Genomic DNA, 15,429 nt, shown 5'->3' with positions numbered 1-15,429 from the left:
CATCTGCCATGATCTAACGAGAGTGATTCTGGGACAGGAGTGCAACCGCGGGTGATTGGTCGGTTCGTGATTGGACAGATTGGTTCCATCCTGATGTGTGCCACGCTGGCGCTCACTGGCGCTTCTGCCGCTCAGGCGCAGGCAGGGGGTTCAGGTGGAGGCCAGGGCGGCACCACAACGAGTCCGCAGGGTGGCGCGTCCTCGTCGACCACCGCTGACGCCACCTCAGCCACGGGAAGTTCCGCGGCGGCCGTGTCCGCGAATCCGGCTCCAAGCAGCGCCGGCAACGGAACGGGCGCCAGCACCGCGGGGACCGGCACAAGCTCCGGCCAGCTTGTCCTGAATCCCAGCTCTGCACAGAACCCCTATTACGGCAGCGTGACGCGTGCCAGGGTCAGCGCAGATCCGCTGAAGCTTTCACTCGACGATGCGATCACGCGCGGCATGGACGCGAACCTGGCGATCACGGAAGCCCGCGCTCAGCAGAAACAGGTCGAAGGGCAGACGCTGAAGTCGCTCGATCCGCTGCTGCCGGCGATTAAGGCAGAGGGCTCAACGGGCGCCCACCAGTACGACCTGTCTACGTTCGGCTTCAACCAGTCGCTGCTGCGCAAGATCGGCCCACTCTTCCCGAATCTGGCGAACTCGCCCTTCCAGCCGATCGTGAAGGTGGACGTGACGCAGGCGGATGTGGCGCTCGACTGGACCGCGTTCGATTATGCGGCGATCACGCGCTATCGCGCGGCGCGCGAGAACGCGAAGGCGAGCTACTACAACACGCAATCGTCGCGTGGGCTAGTGGTGCTGAATGTCGGCAACCAGTACCTGAAGGCGATTTCGGATCAGTCGCAGATCGACAGCGCCGAGTCGCTGCTGCGCGCGGATCAGACGCTGTTCCAGCAGGCGCAGGCGGAGCACGAAGCCGGCACGGCGGCGCGGCTCGACGAGTCTCGCGCACGCGTGCAATACCAGACCCAGCAGCAGCAGGTGATTGCGATCCGCAACGTGTACGAGAAGGATCTGATCCTGCTGAAGCGCATGATCGGCGTGCCGGTCGAACAGTCGATCCAGCTCACGGATACCGCGCCGTATGCTGACCTCGAGCAGATGTCACTTGAGGACGCACGCAAGGTGGCCTACAAAAATCGCCAGGACTTTCAGGGGCTCCAGCGCCAGATGCGCGCCGCGCAACTGACACGTTCAGCAGCGCGCTACGAGCGCCTGCCCACCGTGGCAGCGAACGGCGACTACGCGCTGACCGGCGTGACGCATGGCTCCTACCGCACTACCTTTGTCGCAATGGGTACGGTGAAGCTGCCACTCTTCAAGGAGGCGCAGTTCCGCGGCGACTCCGAGGTGGCCGAGGCCCAGCGGCAGAGCACGCAGAGCCGTCTGGGTGACCTGCGACAGCAGATCGATCAGCAGCTTCGCGACAGCATGCTCGACGTGAACTCGGCGCAGACGCTGGTGCAGGTCTCGCAGCAAAACGTGCAGCTGGCGACGCGCGCCCTGGCCGACGCCAGCGATCGCTTTGCGGCTGGTGTCCAGGACAATCTCGCCGTGGTGCAAGCGCAGGCAACACTGTCGCAGGCGCAGGCGCAGTTGATCTCCGACACGCTGCAGTTCAATCAGTCCAAGCTGGGCCTGGCGCGCAACCTGGGCATCGTGGACACGCATTACAAGACCTACCTCGGCAATCAGTAGCCGATCGCCGCATCGCGCATGCGCCAGCCGAACTGCGCAATCGCGAGCGAGAGCACGTCCACCACTGCCACAAGCGCCACGCACGCCGTCCAGCCACCGTGGCGCCACACCAGGCTCGGCGCCACACCAGCAACCGTGCCGCCAATGTAGTAGCACGCGACGTAGAGCCCCACGGCGGTCGAGCGCGATGACTCCGGCGCGGCCTCCCGCAGAAAACTGGTCGCGCAACTCTGCGAGATAAACGTGCCAGTGCAGCAGAGCGCCAGTCCGGTGATCACAATCGGCAGATGCGGGACGAGCGTCAGTAACACGCCTGCGAGCGACATGAGGCTGGAGCCAGTGATGCCGACGAGCAGGCCGACCCGCGGCAGCAGCGCCCCCGCAAGCGGCGTAGCGACGAGCCCGACCAGATAGACGACGAACAGCAGGCTCAACTGTGTGGTCGAGAGCGAGAATGGCGGAGCGGCGAGATAGTACGTGATGTACGTGAACACGCCGACAAGCGAAAACAACACGTTGAATCCGACCAGGTAGGTTGCGACCAGGCGCGGGTTCGCGAAACGCTGCAGCCCCAGCTCGGCAGGTGTCGCGTCCGCCGCAGCAGCCGATGCACGCTGTTTGCGCGGCCGATCGGGCAGGAGCCACACAATCAGTCCTGCGCCGGCGACACACATGGCGCTCAGCAATACAAAGGCGGCGCGCCAGTTGAAGTGATCCGCCATCAATCCAGTGATGGCACGTCCGCAGAAGCCGCCAAGCGCGGTCCCGCTAACGTACAAACTCATGACTGGCGCGACGGCCGTAGGCGGCCACGATTCCGTGATGTATGCGATCGTCGTCGCAAACACTCCGGGCGTGATCAGCCCCTGCAGCAGGCGCCAGAAGACCAGCCACCCCAGCGTGGGCGCTGCCGCGACGCCGGCTGTAGGCAACGCCAGCAGCAGCATGGAGGCGACCATGACGCGCTTACGATTCATGCGCTCTGTCAGGCTGCCGAGCAATGGTGCGGCTATGGCCACGCCGAGGGTCGAGGCGCTCACTGTCCAGCCGACAGCGGACTTGCTGGCATGGAAGATCTGCTCCAAAAGCGGCAAGAGCGGCTGCGTCGCGTAGAGCGAGAGAAAGGCGACCAGCCCGCACGCAAAGACGCCGACCACACCGCTGATTGGCGCCAGCGGGTGCGCCGGGTGGGGCGGCATCGCAGCACCGGCGGAGACTGCGCCTTCTCCAAGCGGCAGTTCGGGCGCGATTGCGTCATTTGATTCCGGCATCAGGGTGCCTGCACCGCCTGCACTCAGAGTAACGCCCGCTCGGGCTGAGACAATCGATGCAGGAGCTTCGTCCCCAGCACCGGCATGCCTCAGTCCAACGAACAACCTGCACAACGCGGCGCTGCCGCCTTCGCCTCACGTGACTTCCGGCTCTACCAGATGGCGCGCATGCTGGTGATCATGGGCGCGGAGGCGCAGTCAGTCGCGGTCGCATGGCAGGTCTACCAAATCACGCATCGTGCCATCGACCTCGGCTACACCGGGCTGGCGCTCTTCCTGCCCGGGCTGCTGTTCATGCTGCCCGCAGGGCATACGGCAGACCGCTTCGATCGCCGCACGGTGATCCTGGTCTGCTATGCACTGCAGCTCATCTGCACGTCCCTGCTGTTTTGGTTCGCGTATGGGGGCATGCGGGACATCGGACCGATCTATGCGGTGCTATTTATCATCGGCACCGGACGAGCGTTCAGCGGGCCAGCCAGTTCTGCGCTACTGCCCCACCTTGTGCCGAAGGAGCACTTCGTCAACGCAGTCACCTGGGGCGCGACCGTCTTCCAGATTGCCAACATCGCGGGGCCCGCGGTCGGCGGTCTGCTGTTCACATTGCCCTTGGCGCAATGGGGTGCACCGCGGCTGGCTGGCGCACCGCTGGTCTTTCTTTTCACGCTGGTCGCCCTCGCCGGATTTCTTGCATTGATTGGGCGGCTGTCTGTTCGCCCCGGACGCATGGAACACCGCGCCACGAGCATCGATCTGCTGTTCGAAGGATTGCGCTACGTGTGGCGCGCGCGCCTGCTGCTTGGGTCGGTCAGCCTGGATCTGTTTGTTGTTCTCCTGGGCGGCGCCGTGGCGCTGATGCCGATCTTCGCCGAGAGCGTGCTGCACACTGGCGCACGCGGTCTGGGACTGCTGCGTGCTGCGCCCGCCCTCGGCGCACTGGCTGTGTCGGTCGTGCTCTCCTTCCGGCCGATCCATCGCCGGGCCGGCCGCACGATGTTCATCTGCGTGGCCATTTTCGGCACCTGCACGATCGTGTTCGGGCTCTCACGCAACCTGTGGGTCTCGCTCGTGGCGCTTGTGCTACTCGGCGCTGGAGATATGGTCAGCGTCGTGATCCGCTCCTCGCTTCTGCAACTGGCGACACCGCCCGCGATGCGCGGACGAGTCAGCGCCGTCAATTCACTGTTCGTGGGCGCATCGAACGAGCTGGGCGAATATGAGAGCGGCTTGACCGCGCAGTGGTGGGGGCCGGTGCGTGCCGTGGTGATGGGCGGCATCGGATCACTCGTAGTGACCGGGCTGTGGGCCACCTTCTTCCCTGCACTGCGCGACGCCGATCAGTTGAGCGCGGAGTCGCTGATGCCACCAGAAGAACAGCTTGAGCAGCCACTCATCTAACAAGCACGCGAAGGAGAACACGATGGGCAAATGGCAGGTGATCGGCGCAATTACGGTATTGGTGCTCGCGATTGGTGCGTGGCGCGTTGTCTCGTACGAGCACGAACGAAATGCGCCCGTGGCCACGAAGCAGCCCGAGCGCCGCGTCCTGACCGACGATGAATCGGTCGTGCCCAAGCGGATGTTCATCAACAGCCTGAAGTCCGCACGTGAGCTGGATGGCAAGCCGGTCTGGTCGAAGACGGGCTACGAGATCCCGTACTATGCGTACACCAGTGGCAAGATCCACTTCGCGAAAGAAGAGGGTCGCCTGCCGCCAGCACAACAGCTGATTGTGAAGACCTTTGTCGAGGCGACGGCACCCACCGACTGGACGAGCAGCATTGTGCGCGGCGACAAGAACGCGTTCGTCGTCTTTACTGAGCCGGGGCGCGTGGGCGAGTTCGCCGCACCGGTAGCGACGCTGAGCTCAGGCAACGATAACTGGGAGTGCGACGACCTCTTCTACTACCAGGATCCGAAGACGCTCTACCACTGGACACCGGATGTCTGGCACGCGGTCGAACAACACACACCGGTGAAGGGCATGAGCGAACTGCAGACCGCGATGGCGGTCGGCAATCTGCAGCAGTCCGACTCAAAAGATGTAGGCAATCGCACGGTGAGCTACACGACGGTTGACCAGGGTCAGACGCACAAGTTTCACGTGACCTTCTCAGGCGACAAGGCCACGTCCGTCAGTTCGCAGTAGAGCCTTTCGAGGTCGTTCTCCGAGCGCGCGATGCACACGCCCGCCGGCTCATGCGCAAGGTGACCGCGCGAGAAGACAGTCACACCATCGCCCGGGCAGAGCTTGATGCAGGTCATGTCAATGACGCGCAGCTCTGTCCTCTTTTCTGGGCCCTTCTGATGCCGGCCACGCGCCTTGAACCAGCGCTTCACCTTCTGCAGGGCTTCCGGGCCGTCCTTCTTCTTCATGCGGCGCTGGCACTTGCGGCAGGCGAAGAGCACCTCGCCCTTCCACGGCGCGGGATAGAGGCGCAGCGCTCCTGTTGTGTCGATTGCTTCCGGAGTCTTGCTCATGCTCGATAGATGCACCGAGCGAGACTAGACGTTCGCTTCTTCGAGCTGCTGCATCAGATCTTCCCATTCGGCCGTGAGGGCTGCGTGCTCGCGGCGCAGCGTCTCGAGCGCGGCGCTCTGGCGCTGCGTCTCCTCGGCGCTGACGAATCGGGCGAGTGCCTCTTCGGCTTCAGCGATGCTGCCCTCAATGCGAGGGATCTCGCCCTCGACGAATGAGAGCCGGTTCTGCATCTGCTTGCGCTTGATTGGATTGACGCGGCGCATGCGCGAAGGCGCTTCGCTGGTGGGCTCGCTGATGTCGTGTGAAGTGACGGGCTGTGCGAGGTCTGCGCTGAGGATCGGGATGCCTGCCTTGCGACGCAGGTAGTCCTCGTAGTTGCCGGGGTAGACCTGCACCGCGCCGTCCGCGACCTCGAACACACGCGTGCCCAGCGCATCGAGGAAATAGCGATCGTGCGAAACGAAGATGACGGTGCCGCTGAACCTGCGGATCGCGTCCAGCAGCACCTCTTTTGCGCGCAGGTCGAGGTGATTCGTCGGCTCATCCAGCAGCAGGAAGTTGGCGGGACTGACCAGGATGCGGGCCAGCGCGTAGCGATTGCGCTCGCCGCCTGAGAGTACGCCGAGCTGCTTGAAAACGTCATCACCCGAGAACAGGAAGCAGCCGAGCAGCCCGCGCAGGTCTGCCTGCGGCACGCGCGGAGCGATGCTGCTGATGTCGTCGAGCATGCGCGCTGCTGGATTCAGCACCTTGTACTGGTCCTGCGCAAAGTATTCCGCGGTGACGTTGTGGCCCATCTTGAGCGTGCCGGTTGATGGCCCTTCCGTCCCGGAGAGCATGCGCACAAGCGTGGATTTACCCGCACCATTGACGCCTACCAGGGCGATGCGATCGCCTCGGTCGATCGTGAAGTTCACATCGCGCAGCACCTGCTTGGCTCCGTAGCTCTTTTCCAGGTCTTTAACCTCCACCACGGTGCGGCCAGACGCAGGCGGCTGCGGAAACGTGAAGTGGATGATTGCTTCTTCCTGCGGAATCTCGATGCGCTCGATCTTCTCGAGCTCCTTGATGCGGCTCTGCACCTGCTTCGCCTTGGTCGCCTGGTAGCGGAAGCGGTTGATGAACGTCTCAAGGTGCTCAATCTGCTGGCGCTGATTACGGAACGCCGACTCCAGCTGCACGCGGCGCTCCTGCTTCTGCTCGAGGTAGCGCTCGTAGTTGCCGTTGTAAAAGTGCAGCGCCTTGTTCCAGATCTCGACGATCTTGCTGACCGTGACGTCCAGGAAGTAGCGGTCGTGCGAGATGAGGATGTAGCCGTTGGGATAGCCGTTCAGGTACTGCTCAAGCCAATTGCGGGTCTCGAGATCGAGGTGGTTCGTCGGCTCATCCAGCAGCAGCAGGCTCGGCTTGGCGAGCAGCAGTTTTGCGAGAGCGATGCGCATCTGCCAGCCGCCAGAAAACTCCTGCGTCTGCCGCTGCCAGTCCTGCTTGCTGAAGCCGAGCCCGTCCAGTACGGCGCCGACCTGGGCATCCAGCGCATAACCGTCATGGGCACGAAACCGACTGTCGAGCTGCGAGAAGCGCTCGGCCACAGCCTCATACGCGGCAGAAGCAGAGTCGAGCTCGGCAAGGCTGGTCGAAAGCGTCTCAAGCTCCTGCTCGATCGAGCGCAGCTCATCGAACACGGATAGGCACTCGTCGAACACGGTGCGGCCGGACAGGGCGAGACCATCCTGCGGCAGGTAGCCGATGGTGGCGTGACGCGCGCGGTCGAGCGTGCCGTAGTCGAGTCCCTCAAGGCCGGCCAAGGACTTCAGCAGCGTGGATTTGCCGGTGCCATTGGCGCCGACCAGCGCAGTGCGCTCGCCCGGCGTGATTAACCAGTTGGCGCCTTCGAATAGCGTGCGCGGGCCGAAGCGCTTGCCCGCAGAGGTGAGTTGCAGCATCAGGTGTCCCTGCTGCTATTTTCTCATCCGGCTGTGCGCTTTGCCGGAGCTTTCCGCGATTTGCGGGCCGCCACCAGCGCCTGCCAGTCAGCCTCGGTCTGGTCGGCGTAGGCGTGGGCGAACTCGCGGAGCGCCTGATCGAAGCTGTCGTCCTTCGCGCCTGCGCCAAGATATCCCGTGATCAGGTGCGGGTCGCCGGAGCGTGCATGTCCGCGCGCCAGCAGTTCGCCGCAGATCTCTGCGTATTCGAGCAGCCCGCCACCGCGCAGCGTCTCGAAATCGATGGACGCCTTGTGATCGTTGAGTTGGCGGACCAGGTAATCGCGGCCGCCGATGTTTGTCCAGCCGAGCATCGGGTCCGACTGCCACTGCATGGCGCGCTGGCCTTCGGCGACCGCCTGCCCGTGATTTGCCGGAGCATGAGTGGTCGCAAATTGCGCAGCAACGTACGGTGTGTAAGCCGACCCGGGCTGTTCCTTGATCTGCAGAAAGAGCGGATCCGCGCCACCGTTTCCTTCGAGATAGACCAGGTAGTCTCGCAGGCCTACACTGCCGGTGCCCACAACGCGAAAGGCCACATCGAGCGGACGGTACTGCGCGAGAATGTGACGCCGTTCCGGCAGCAGCGTGTCGCGATAAGGACCAAACGAACCGAGCACTGCGCGTGCCTGGCTCCCTGTGACACGCGTCTGCAGCGGCGGCTCCTCTTTGAAGCGACGCTGCTCCTGCCCACTCTTCGACTCCTTCAACGCATCCGTGAAGCGTGCCATCGTCGCGAGCGGCGTTTCGCGCTCAGCCTTGTGCAGCGCATCGGAGACGGGCGTGACTCGCTCCAGCCGATGCACCTGATAGCGCGACATCTCAAGCACCGGCATGGCTGCCAGACGCGCTGCCAGCCTGCGGTAGCTATGAGAGAGCACGAGCACCGCGTCTGCACACGCGGCGTTCTTCTCGCCGTTTGCGCGTCCGGACAGAACGACGCTCGTGGCCATCCGCTTCAGATCCCATTCGAAGGGAGCCCGGCAGCTCTCGTCGAAATCGTTGATGTCGAACACCAGCCTGCCATCCGGGGCAGCGTAGGCCCCCAGATTGCGCACGTGCGCGTCACCGCAGATTTGCGAGACGATCCCGGTGTTGGGCATCGCGGCCAGATCGGCCGCCATGACCGGCACAGCCCCGCGAAAGAAGCCGAAGGGCGACTCCAGCATGCGTTCGTACTTGATCGCGACCAGGGCGGCGACGCGGCCCTGCATCGAATGCGCCACGGTCTGGACCGGCGACGGGCGATGGGAGGCCGGCTTCCATTGCGCGTGTTTCTGGCGGCGCACTTGTTTGCGACGCGCCTTGCCGAGCGCCGCACGATCTGCAGGAGCGATATGCGTCGTCATTCTGACGGCCCGACTAGAAGCTGCACGCGCACGTTCGCCGTCAGCCTTCCTGCTCGATCTGCTTCATCACGCGGTCCCGCTCGTCATCGCTGAGCTCAGGCATGGCGCCGGCGCGGGACGCCACCCAGGAGCCCCAGCGATTGCCCGCGACATTGAGCTGGTGGAGGGACGCTCCGCGCATATAGAAGTGCGTGATTGCAGCGGTGAAGGCATCGCCCGCACCAACCGCATCGACGAGCTCCGCCGCATAGCCTGGATGGCGATCCACTTCGTTCCGGGTGATCAGCAGGCTGCCCTGCGCACCCAGCGTGATCGCGACCAGCTGCACGGGGAACTGATCGATGATCTGCCGCGCGCTATTCAGCAGTGAGTCCGGCGCGGTGCTGCTGCCGTCCGGAAAGTCGAGCAGCGATAGGACGTGCGGCATTTCATCCGCATTCAACTTGAAAATAGTCGCGAGTTCAAGCGATCGCTCGACCACTTCTGCCGTGAAGAACGGCGGCCGCAGGTTCACGTCGAAGACGCGCACGCAGCCGGGCTGCGTTTCGTGCAGGAAACTTTCGATCGTGCGGCGGGACGCCGGGGAGCGCTGCGCGAGCGAACCGAAGCAGACGGCATCGGCCTGTTCTGCAAGGGCCAGCCAATGTGGTGTGAACTCCAGGAAATCCCAGGCCACCGGCTCATGAATCGTGTAGTGCGGCTGGCCTGCCTCGAGCGCGACGGTGACGGTTCCCGTGACCCGGCTGAAGTCTTCCTGCACAAACCCGGTTTCAACCGGCGTCTTCTGCAGCAGTCCCATCGCCTCGCGGCCCAGAGCATCGGTGCCGACCCGCGTCGCAATCACACCGCGGTTGCCGAGGCGGGCGGCCATTACCGCGAAGTTCGAAACGGCGCCACCCAGGCGTGGACCGTCCGGAAGTACATCCCAGAGCAGCTCGCCCAACCCGACGATGCACTTTGAGCCGCTCATCGCGGAAGCACCTGAGCGGAGAATACTCTGGCCAGTTCAGGCGCGCAGCCGTGAACGGCATTCCGCAGGCAAGTCCGTGAGAACCGATGCATCGTGTCTCCTCGAGCGTAGGACGGAGCGAAGGACGATCGTAAACCAACAAGCCCGGATGTGGGTTGAGCGTACCACGCAGGTCACGGAGTGCCGACGAGCGGCGGGCATAAGCTGCGCCGCACTCGCCCTGCGCATCGTATGTTAGGCTTCAGAGCCGGATGGCTCTGCTGGCATCACGAAGCATGAGCGCCAAGGAGGGAAGATGCGTGCGAACACAAGGTGCTGGGCTGCGCTGCTGGGATTGAGCCTGGCCGCTGCCTGTCATGCTGCGGGGCCGGCGAAGGACCACGCGTCCGCGAAAACGGCAGCGAAGGCACAGGCCGCAGACAACAACGAGGACGTCTGGTGGAGGCACGCCGTCATCTACGAAATCTATCCGCGCAGCTTCCAGGACTCGAATGGCGACGGCATCGGCGATTTGAACGGCATCACGAGCCGGCTGGACTACCTGAAAACGCTTGGCGTGGATGCGCTCTGGCTCACGCCGATCTATCCTTCGCCGCAGGTGGACTTCGGTTACGACATTTCGAATTACGTGGCGATCGATCCCGCTTATGGCACGATGGCCGACTTCGACCACCTTGTGGCGGAAGCGAAGAAGAGAGACATCCGCATCATCATGGACATGGTGATGAACCACACCTCGGACCAGCATGCGTGGTTCAAGGAAAGCGAGAGCTCGAAGACCAATCCAAAGCGCAACTGGTACGTGTGGCGCGACGGGAAGGGTCCGGGTCAGCCGCCGAATAACTGGCAGTCCGTGTTCGGCCACTCTGCGTGGCAATACTCGCCGAAGACGAATCAGTGGTACTACCACAAGTTCTACATCCAGCAGCCCGACTTGAACTGGAACAATCCCAAGGTGGAAGCAGCGATGTGGGACGTGGTCCGCTTCTGGCTGCGCAAGGATGTGGGCGGCTTCCGTCTGGATGCCGTGCCGACACTGTTCGAGGATCCCTCGTTCAAGGACGAGCAGATTTTGCCCGGCACGAACGCCTTCGGCGATCCAAATATTGATGGCTCACTGACGGAGAATCTGCCGGAAGTGCACAAGGTCATGCGCGATCTGCGCAACGTGACGAACAGCTTCCCCGGCAACCGCGTTCTGATCGGCGAGACCTATCTGCCGAACGTTCAAGAACTGGAGAAGTGGTACGGCGCGAATCACGACGAGCTGCAGCTGCCCATGGACATGCAGGTTGGCTTCACGAACAAGCTGGACATCAACTTGTTCCGTCAGCGACTGAATGAAGTGGAGCATGACATCGGCAACAATCAGCCGCTGCTCGTCTTCGACAACCACGATAACCCGCGTATCGATGCACGCTACGGCGATGGCACGCACGACGTCGACATCCAGCGCATGCTGGCGGCCATTCTGTTCACAACGCGCAGCACGGCGATGATGTACTACGGCGACGAGCTCGGCATGAAGACCACGCCGCCCACGCGCGTCGAAGACGTGAAGGATCCGATCGGCAAGACGGGCTGGCCACGCGAGAAGGGACGGGACGGCGAGCGGACACCGATGCAGTGGGATGGCTCACCCGAGGCTGGCTTCACGAAGAGCGATCACCCCTGGCTGCCAGTTCCCTCCACCTATAAGACGGTGAACGTCGAAGAGGAGGTGCGCGACACGGACTCTCTGCTCAACTGGTACAAGCAGATGATCCAGTTACGGCGCGAGAACCCGGCGCTGCACTCGGGCACACTCACGATGCTGAATCCGACGGATGCGCATGTCCTCTCCTGGATGCGGCGCGAAGAGGGCAAGCCAGCCGTGGTGGTGGCGTGTAACTTCACCGCTGACCCGCAGACAATTGCTTTCGATCTGTCGTCCCAGGGAGTCCAGGGCAAGCAGGCGAAGACACTGATGAAGACACCTGGCGCAAGCGATCCGGCATCACTCGATGCGGTGAAGCTGCCAGCGTACGGCGTCTACATCGGGCAAGTCGAGTAGCTCACCTAGTCGCCAGCAACGGCACGGGCGTCCGCGCTCGTGCCGTTCGTGTTTGCGCTGAGCATCTGCTCGTAACGCGCGTAGATGCTCTCGAACACGGCGTCCCAGGACTGCGTCAGCGCGTGTTGCCGCGCCCGCTCACGCATCGCCCGGTGCAGGGTGCGGTTCGCGACCAGCGCTGCAATCGCACCAGCAAAGTCTGCATCCCCACGGATGAACCCGGTGTCTCCTTCGCGCACAATGCGTGCGGGGCCACCGTCCGGCGTCACAATCGCGGGCACGCCAGATGCGAGCGCTTCGAGTACGACATTCCCGAAGGTGTCCGTGTGCGACGGGAACACAAAAACGTCCATGTTTGCGTACGCCTGGGACAGCGCCTCCCCACGGAGCACACCGGGAAAATCAGCGTAGGCCAGATGCTGGCGCAGCCACGCCTCCTCGCCGCCATGGCCGACGATAAGAAAGCGATACCGCTGATCACTGCCCGCGCGCAGTGTGGCTTCAATCTCGGCGAGCAGCGACACGTTCTTCTCGATTGACAGACGGCCGACGAAGCCAAGCACACAGTCGGAGTCGTCCTTCGCTCGCATGCGATGTCCCGGCGAGAACGCATCCGTATCCACGCCACGCGTCATCAGGTAGCACGGCCGGCCGGTCGCACGCTCCAGCAGCGCACACAACTCTGCATTGGGCGCAAACAGGATGCGCGCCAGCCGATAAAAGACAGCCGAGCCCCACAGAGCAGAACCCTCAATTTTCCCGGCAACTTGCGGCTGATGCGTCCCGAACAGACGCGTGAACCAGGTGGCGCGCTTCGCCGCATACTCATGAACGTTGGTGTGCCAGGACGCAACCAGCGGTACGCGAAGTTTGTGCGCGAGCCAGGCACCAATAAACCCCAGCTCGGTTGGCCCGGTGATGTGAATCAGGTTTGGCCCGAAGCGACGCGTCTCCGCCAGAATGCGCGGCAGATGCCGCCAGTACGCGAGATCGAAGCGCAGATCCTTTTCGATCGGGAAGGACAATGCTCCGCGGGGCAGCTCCACCGTGCGGACCCGCGAACTATCGCGGCCCACACGGTCGGCTGGACCGGCGCGCACGCAGAGAAACGGCAGATTGCGCCGGCGAGCGAAAGCTTCGAAGTGGCGGCTGGTGTGCGCCACGCCGTTCACTTCGTGGAAGGTGTCCGGGAAGTAGGCGACCCTGGGCGTTGTTCCGAACGAGGTCTGGTCCAGCGCCGCAGCCATAGCGCGAGTGTATGCGCCAGCCCTGCAGAGCGGAAGCCGCTTAGACCGCTTCGCCTTCGCCCAGCGCGAACTGAAGTTGCCGCGACTCATTCCACGCAAGGCGCAGGCCGCCGCTCAGCGGAGCCGACCCCATTAGCCGGGCAATGTTGACGCCCACCCGAAGGGCGACGGGCGCCTGTCCCTGCGGCCACAACTCACTCAGTGGCCGGACACCGATGCCGTCGCGACCAGGATGGAAGGCGCGCTCATCCCAGCGCCGCGAGCCCTCGGGAAAATCAGGATAGTTCCGAACGGCATCGATGGTGGACTGCAGGATGCGATGCTTCCATGGCTGCGCATACTGGGGCATGAAGAGCACATGGCTTTGCTGGTCGTAGCGGATTTCGTCGACAAAGTCGTTGAAGCTGATGGCATTCGTCAGGTTGACGTTTGCGTTTGGCTCAAGCCCGTGCCGATCGCCACCGGAGATCAACAGCTTGTTCCACTGCGTGGCCAGCGTGCGCACCGCGCGGTTCTCATTCCAGTTGCGCAGGCCATTCAACTCAAATGCGTGAATGTAGGCGCCGTTCTGCTGCATGAACTCTGCGAGACGCTGCGCATGGCGGACGGCGCCAATCTCGTAAAGATCCCACAGGGGATGATTGAACACGATCAGCACATGAGGCAGAGAGTGCAATGCGCTCAGCAGTTCCGTCAGGCGTGCGTCGGACGGCTGCGCCGTGAACTCCGCGAAGGTACGCATCCAGTCCGCGCCTTCGGCGCTCGGCAGATTGTGAACACCGAGATGAAAGGACTGGTCTCCGCCGAACGGCGTCGTCCACTCGACCGACACGGGGATGTGACGCGCACTGGCGACAGTGCGCAGCAGCTGCGGTGCTTCGATGTTGTCGTGATCCGTGATCGAAACCAGGGCCTGCCGCTGCAACTGGCTTTCAATCTGACGGCGCTCGAGATCGAACGCGAGGCGCGGCGTTAACGGCGGTGTCCAGTAGGCGCGCGCATAGTCCGGCTTGAAGGTCGCGCGACGGGAGTACACGGCTTCGATCTTGCGGAAGACTCGGCCCGTGAAGCCATCTCCAGAGAGCGCGCTGACGACGAAGTCAAGCGTTTCCCTCGAGCGGTTGGTATGGCTATGCAGCGAGACGCCGGTGCTGAACGAGCGCGCGGCATCGGGGGTCTTCCACAAGTAGGAGATCTGGGATCTCATCATGGCTCACCTCACACCCTGCACTCTGAGTATGAGAAGAGCCCCGTGAACGAGGCATTACGTGGCCAACAAGATGCTGTGACTCATGTGCAACCTTCGCGTGAGCAGGCAGCAGGAATCGGATATGACAACAAGCATCGGCATCAATTAGCGCGTTTTGGCGATGTCTGGCGCCATTTCGCCGCCGTCGGCTGCGGCAGCGTGACGCGCCTCCGGCTCGAGGTGATTTGTGACCAGTCCCTGTTGCAATAGCGTGAATGCCTGCTCCGGGGTGTCCGCGTACTGGAATAGGTCGAGGTCGTGCGGCGAGATCGCGCCCTTGTCGACCAGAGCCTGAAGGTTAATGACTGATTTCCAGTAACTCGAACCATAGAAGATCACGGTGATCTTCTTCGCCAGCTTCTCGGTCTGCGCGAGGGTCAGGATCTCGAACGCTTCGTCGAGTGTGCCAAAGCCACCGGGAAAGACGACCAGTCCCTTGGCGAGATAAGCGAACCAGTACTTGCGCATGAAGAAGTAGTGGAATTCGAAGTTCAGCGCGGGTGTGATGTAGGGGTTGGGGTACTGCTCGAAGGGGAGCTTGATGTTGAGCCCGACGGTAACGCCACCCGCCTCCCAGGCGCCGCGGTTGGCTGCCTCCATGATGCCGGGGCCGCCACCGGAGGTGACGACGAAGCGTCGCTGCCGCCCTTTCAGGCTCATGGCCCACGTCGTCAGCAGAGAGGCGAGACGCCGCGCGTCTTCGTAGTACTGCGCCATCTCGACAGCGGCCTCGGCGTGGCGAAGCTTCAACTCGGTCGCAGTGCCCTGGGCGATATCCTGCGGTGCGGCGGGCTGCTCCTCGGGTGGTGCGGGTTCCGCAGAGCCGGGCTTGGCCAGCATCTCGAGCTCACGCGACGCGACATCGTGCGCGCGAAAGCGTGCGGAGCCGAAGAACACCACGGTGTCTCGGATGCGTTCGCGCCGGAAGCGTGCAAGCGGTTCGGAGAACTCGGCGAGGATGCGGAAGAGCCGCCCGTCCGGGCTGTTGAGGAAGGTGGGGTTCTCGTAGGCGAGCGGTGCGGCCTGAAGCAGTGGCGGTGTTTCGTCAGACATAGAACTCCGAAGTCGAGCGTGGGCGCAAGGCGAGCCATCCATTCCGCACTACGCGTGCGACTGCAT

General features: G+C 63.2%; 12 protein-coding genes. 4 read left to right on the top strand and 8 right to left on the bottom strand.

Annotation, left to right across the window (positions count from 1 at the left end; genetic code table 11):
- Window positions 1-51 precede the first annotated feature (51 nt).
- Complete coding sequence (locus AC5IJH_RS01090) at window positions 52-1,704, top strand: TolC family protein (protein WP_491900939.1); 1,653 nt, start codon at window positions 52-54, stop codon at window positions 1,702-1,704.
- Here AC5IJH_RS01090 and AC5IJH_RS01085 read toward each other — a convergent pair.
- Window positions 1,698-2,975, bottom strand: coding sequence for an MFS transporter (locus AC5IJH_RS01085; protein ID WP_491900938.1), 1,278 nt, complete (start codon window positions 2,973-2,975; stop codon window positions 1,698-1,700). The two genes, AC5IJH_RS01090 and AC5IJH_RS01085, sit on opposite strands and share 7 nt — an antisense overlap.
- Window positions 2,976-3,059: 84 nt before the next feature.
- Here AC5IJH_RS01085 and AC5IJH_RS01080 point away from each other — a divergent pair, with 84 nt between their 5' ends.
- Window positions 3,060-4,373 carry an MFS transporter gene (locus AC5IJH_RS01080; protein WP_491900937.1) on the top strand — a complete coding sequence of 438 codons (1,314 nt, stop codon included), beginning with the start codon at window positions 3,060-3,062 and terminating at the stop codon, window positions 4,371-4,373.
- Window positions 4,374-4,395: 22 nt separating this feature from the next.
- Window positions 4,396-5,124, top strand: a complete 729-nt coding sequence (locus AC5IJH_RS01075) for a hypothetical protein (protein WP_491900936.1) — start codon at window positions 4,396-4,398, stop codon at window positions 5,122-5,124.
- Here the strand turns inward: AC5IJH_RS01075 and AC5IJH_RS01070 are convergent.
- From AC5IJH_RS01070 to AC5IJH_RS01055, 4 genes are read right to left on the bottom strand one after another with little or no spacing between them, the layout of a single operon-like run.
- On the bottom strand, window positions 5,076-5,456 hold the full coding sequence (locus tag AC5IJH_RS01070; protein ID WP_491900935.1) for a hypothetical protein: 381 nt from the start codon (window positions 5,454-5,456) through the stop codon (window positions 5,076-5,078). The two genes, AC5IJH_RS01075 and AC5IJH_RS01070, sit on opposite strands and share 49 nt — an antisense overlap.
- A gap of 24 nt (window positions 5,457-5,480) precedes the next feature.
- Window positions 5,481-7,403, bottom strand: a complete 1,923-nt coding sequence (locus AC5IJH_RS01065; RefSeq protein WP_491900934.1) for an ABC-F family ATP-binding cassette domain-containing protein — start codon at window positions 7,401-7,403, stop codon at window positions 5,481-5,483.
- A gap of 23 nt (window positions 7,404-7,426) precedes the next feature.
- The gene (locus tag AC5IJH_RS01060) at window positions 7,427-8,791 is read right to left on the bottom strand and encodes a DUF2252 domain-containing protein (protein WP_491900933.1); all 1,365 of its coding nucleotides are present in this window, start codon (window positions 8,789-8,791) and stop codon (window positions 7,427-7,429) included.
- Window positions 8,792-8,831: 40 nt separating this feature from the next.
- Window positions 8,832-9,761 carry a carbohydrate kinase family protein gene (locus tag AC5IJH_RS01055; protein WP_491900932.1) on the bottom strand — a complete coding sequence of 310 codons (930 nt, stop codon included), beginning with the start codon at window positions 9,759-9,761 and terminating at the stop codon, window positions 8,832-8,834.
- A gap of 295 nt (window positions 9,762-10,056) precedes the next feature.
- Between AC5IJH_RS01055 and AC5IJH_RS01050 the strand changes: the two genes are divergently transcribed.
- The gene (locus tag AC5IJH_RS01050; protein WP_491900931.1) at window positions 10,057-11,814 is read left to right on the top strand and encodes an alpha-glucosidase; all 1,758 of its coding nucleotides are present in this window, start codon (window positions 10,057-10,059) and stop codon (window positions 11,812-11,814) included.
- A gap of 5 nt (window positions 11,815-11,819) precedes the next feature.
- Here the strand turns inward: AC5IJH_RS01050 and AC5IJH_RS01045 are convergent, their stop codons facing one another.
- From AC5IJH_RS01045 to AC5IJH_RS01035, 3 genes are all read right to left on the bottom strand, one after another.
- The gene (locus AC5IJH_RS01045) at window positions 11,820-13,061 is read right to left on the bottom strand and encodes a glycosyltransferase (RefSeq protein WP_491900930.1); all 1,242 of its coding nucleotides are present in this window, start codon (window positions 13,059-13,061) and stop codon (window positions 11,820-11,822) included.
- A 40-nt stretch (window positions 13,062-13,101) separates the two neighbouring features.
- Window positions 13,102-14,271: a PHP domain-containing protein gene (locus AC5IJH_RS01040; RefSeq protein ID WP_491900929.1), complete on the bottom strand. Its 1,170-nt coding sequence runs from the start codon at window positions 14,269-14,271 to the stop codon at window positions 13,102-13,104.
- A gap of 144 nt (window positions 14,272-14,415) precedes the next feature.
- Window positions 14,416-15,363: an LOG family protein gene (locus AC5IJH_RS01035; protein WP_491900928.1), complete on the bottom strand. Its 948-nt coding sequence runs from the start codon at window positions 15,361-15,363 to the stop codon at window positions 14,416-14,418.
- Window positions 15,364-15,429 lie beyond the last annotated feature (66 nt).

It is taken from the genome of Candidatus Dedyshia acidiphila (assembly GCF_051025295.1).
Classification (GTDB): domain Bacteria; phylum Acidobacteriota; class Terriglobia; order Terriglobales; family Acidobacteriaceae; genus KBS-83.
This window is presented reverse-complemented; position numbering and strand designations above follow the sequence as displayed.

Excerpts from the sequence above, each read along its gene's own strand:
- AC5IJH_RS01070 (WP_491900935.1), bottom strand. The coding sequence starts at position 5,456 with ATGAGCAAGACTCCGGAAGCAATCGACACAACAGGAGCGCTGCGCCTC.
- AC5IJH_RS01065 (WP_491900934.1), bottom strand. The coding sequence starts at position 7,403 with ATGCTGCAACTCACCTCTGCGGGCAAGCGCTTCGGCCCGCGCACGCTA.
- AC5IJH_RS01080 (WP_491900937.1), top strand. The coding sequence starts at position 3,060 with ATGCCTCAGTCCAACGAACAACCTGCACAACGCGGCGCTGCCGCCTTC.
- AC5IJH_RS01085 (WP_491900938.1), bottom strand. The coding sequence starts at position 2,975 with ATGCCGGAATCAAATGACGCAATCGCGCCCGAACTGCCGCTTGGAGAA.
- AC5IJH_RS01050 (WP_491900931.1), top strand. The coding sequence starts at position 10,057 with ATGCGTGCGAACACAAGGTGCTGGGCTGCGCTGCTGGGATTGAGCCTG.
- AC5IJH_RS01060 (WP_491900933.1), bottom strand. The coding sequence starts at position 8,791 with ATGACGACGCATATCGCTCCTGCAGATCGTGCGGCGCTCGGCAAGGCG.
- AC5IJH_RS01045 (WP_491900930.1), bottom strand. The coding sequence starts at position 13,061 with ATGGCTGCGGCGCTGGACCAGACCTCGTTCGGAACAACGCCCAGGGTC.
- AC5IJH_RS01040 (WP_491900929.1), bottom strand. The coding sequence starts at position 14,271 with ATGATGAGATCCCAGATCTCCTACTTGTGGAAGACCCCCGATGCCGCG.
- AC5IJH_RS01035 (WP_491900928.1), bottom strand. The coding sequence starts at position 15,363 with ATGTCTGACGAAACACCGCCACTGCTTCAGGCCGCACCGCTCGCCTAC.
- AC5IJH_RS01075 (WP_491900936.1), top strand. The coding sequence starts at position 4,396 with ATGGGCAAATGGCAGGTGATCGGCGCAATTACGGTATTGGTGCTCGCG.
- AC5IJH_RS01055 (WP_491900932.1), bottom strand. The coding sequence starts at position 9,761 with ATGAGCGGCTCAAAGTGCATCGTCGGGTTGGGCGAGCTGCTCTGGGAT.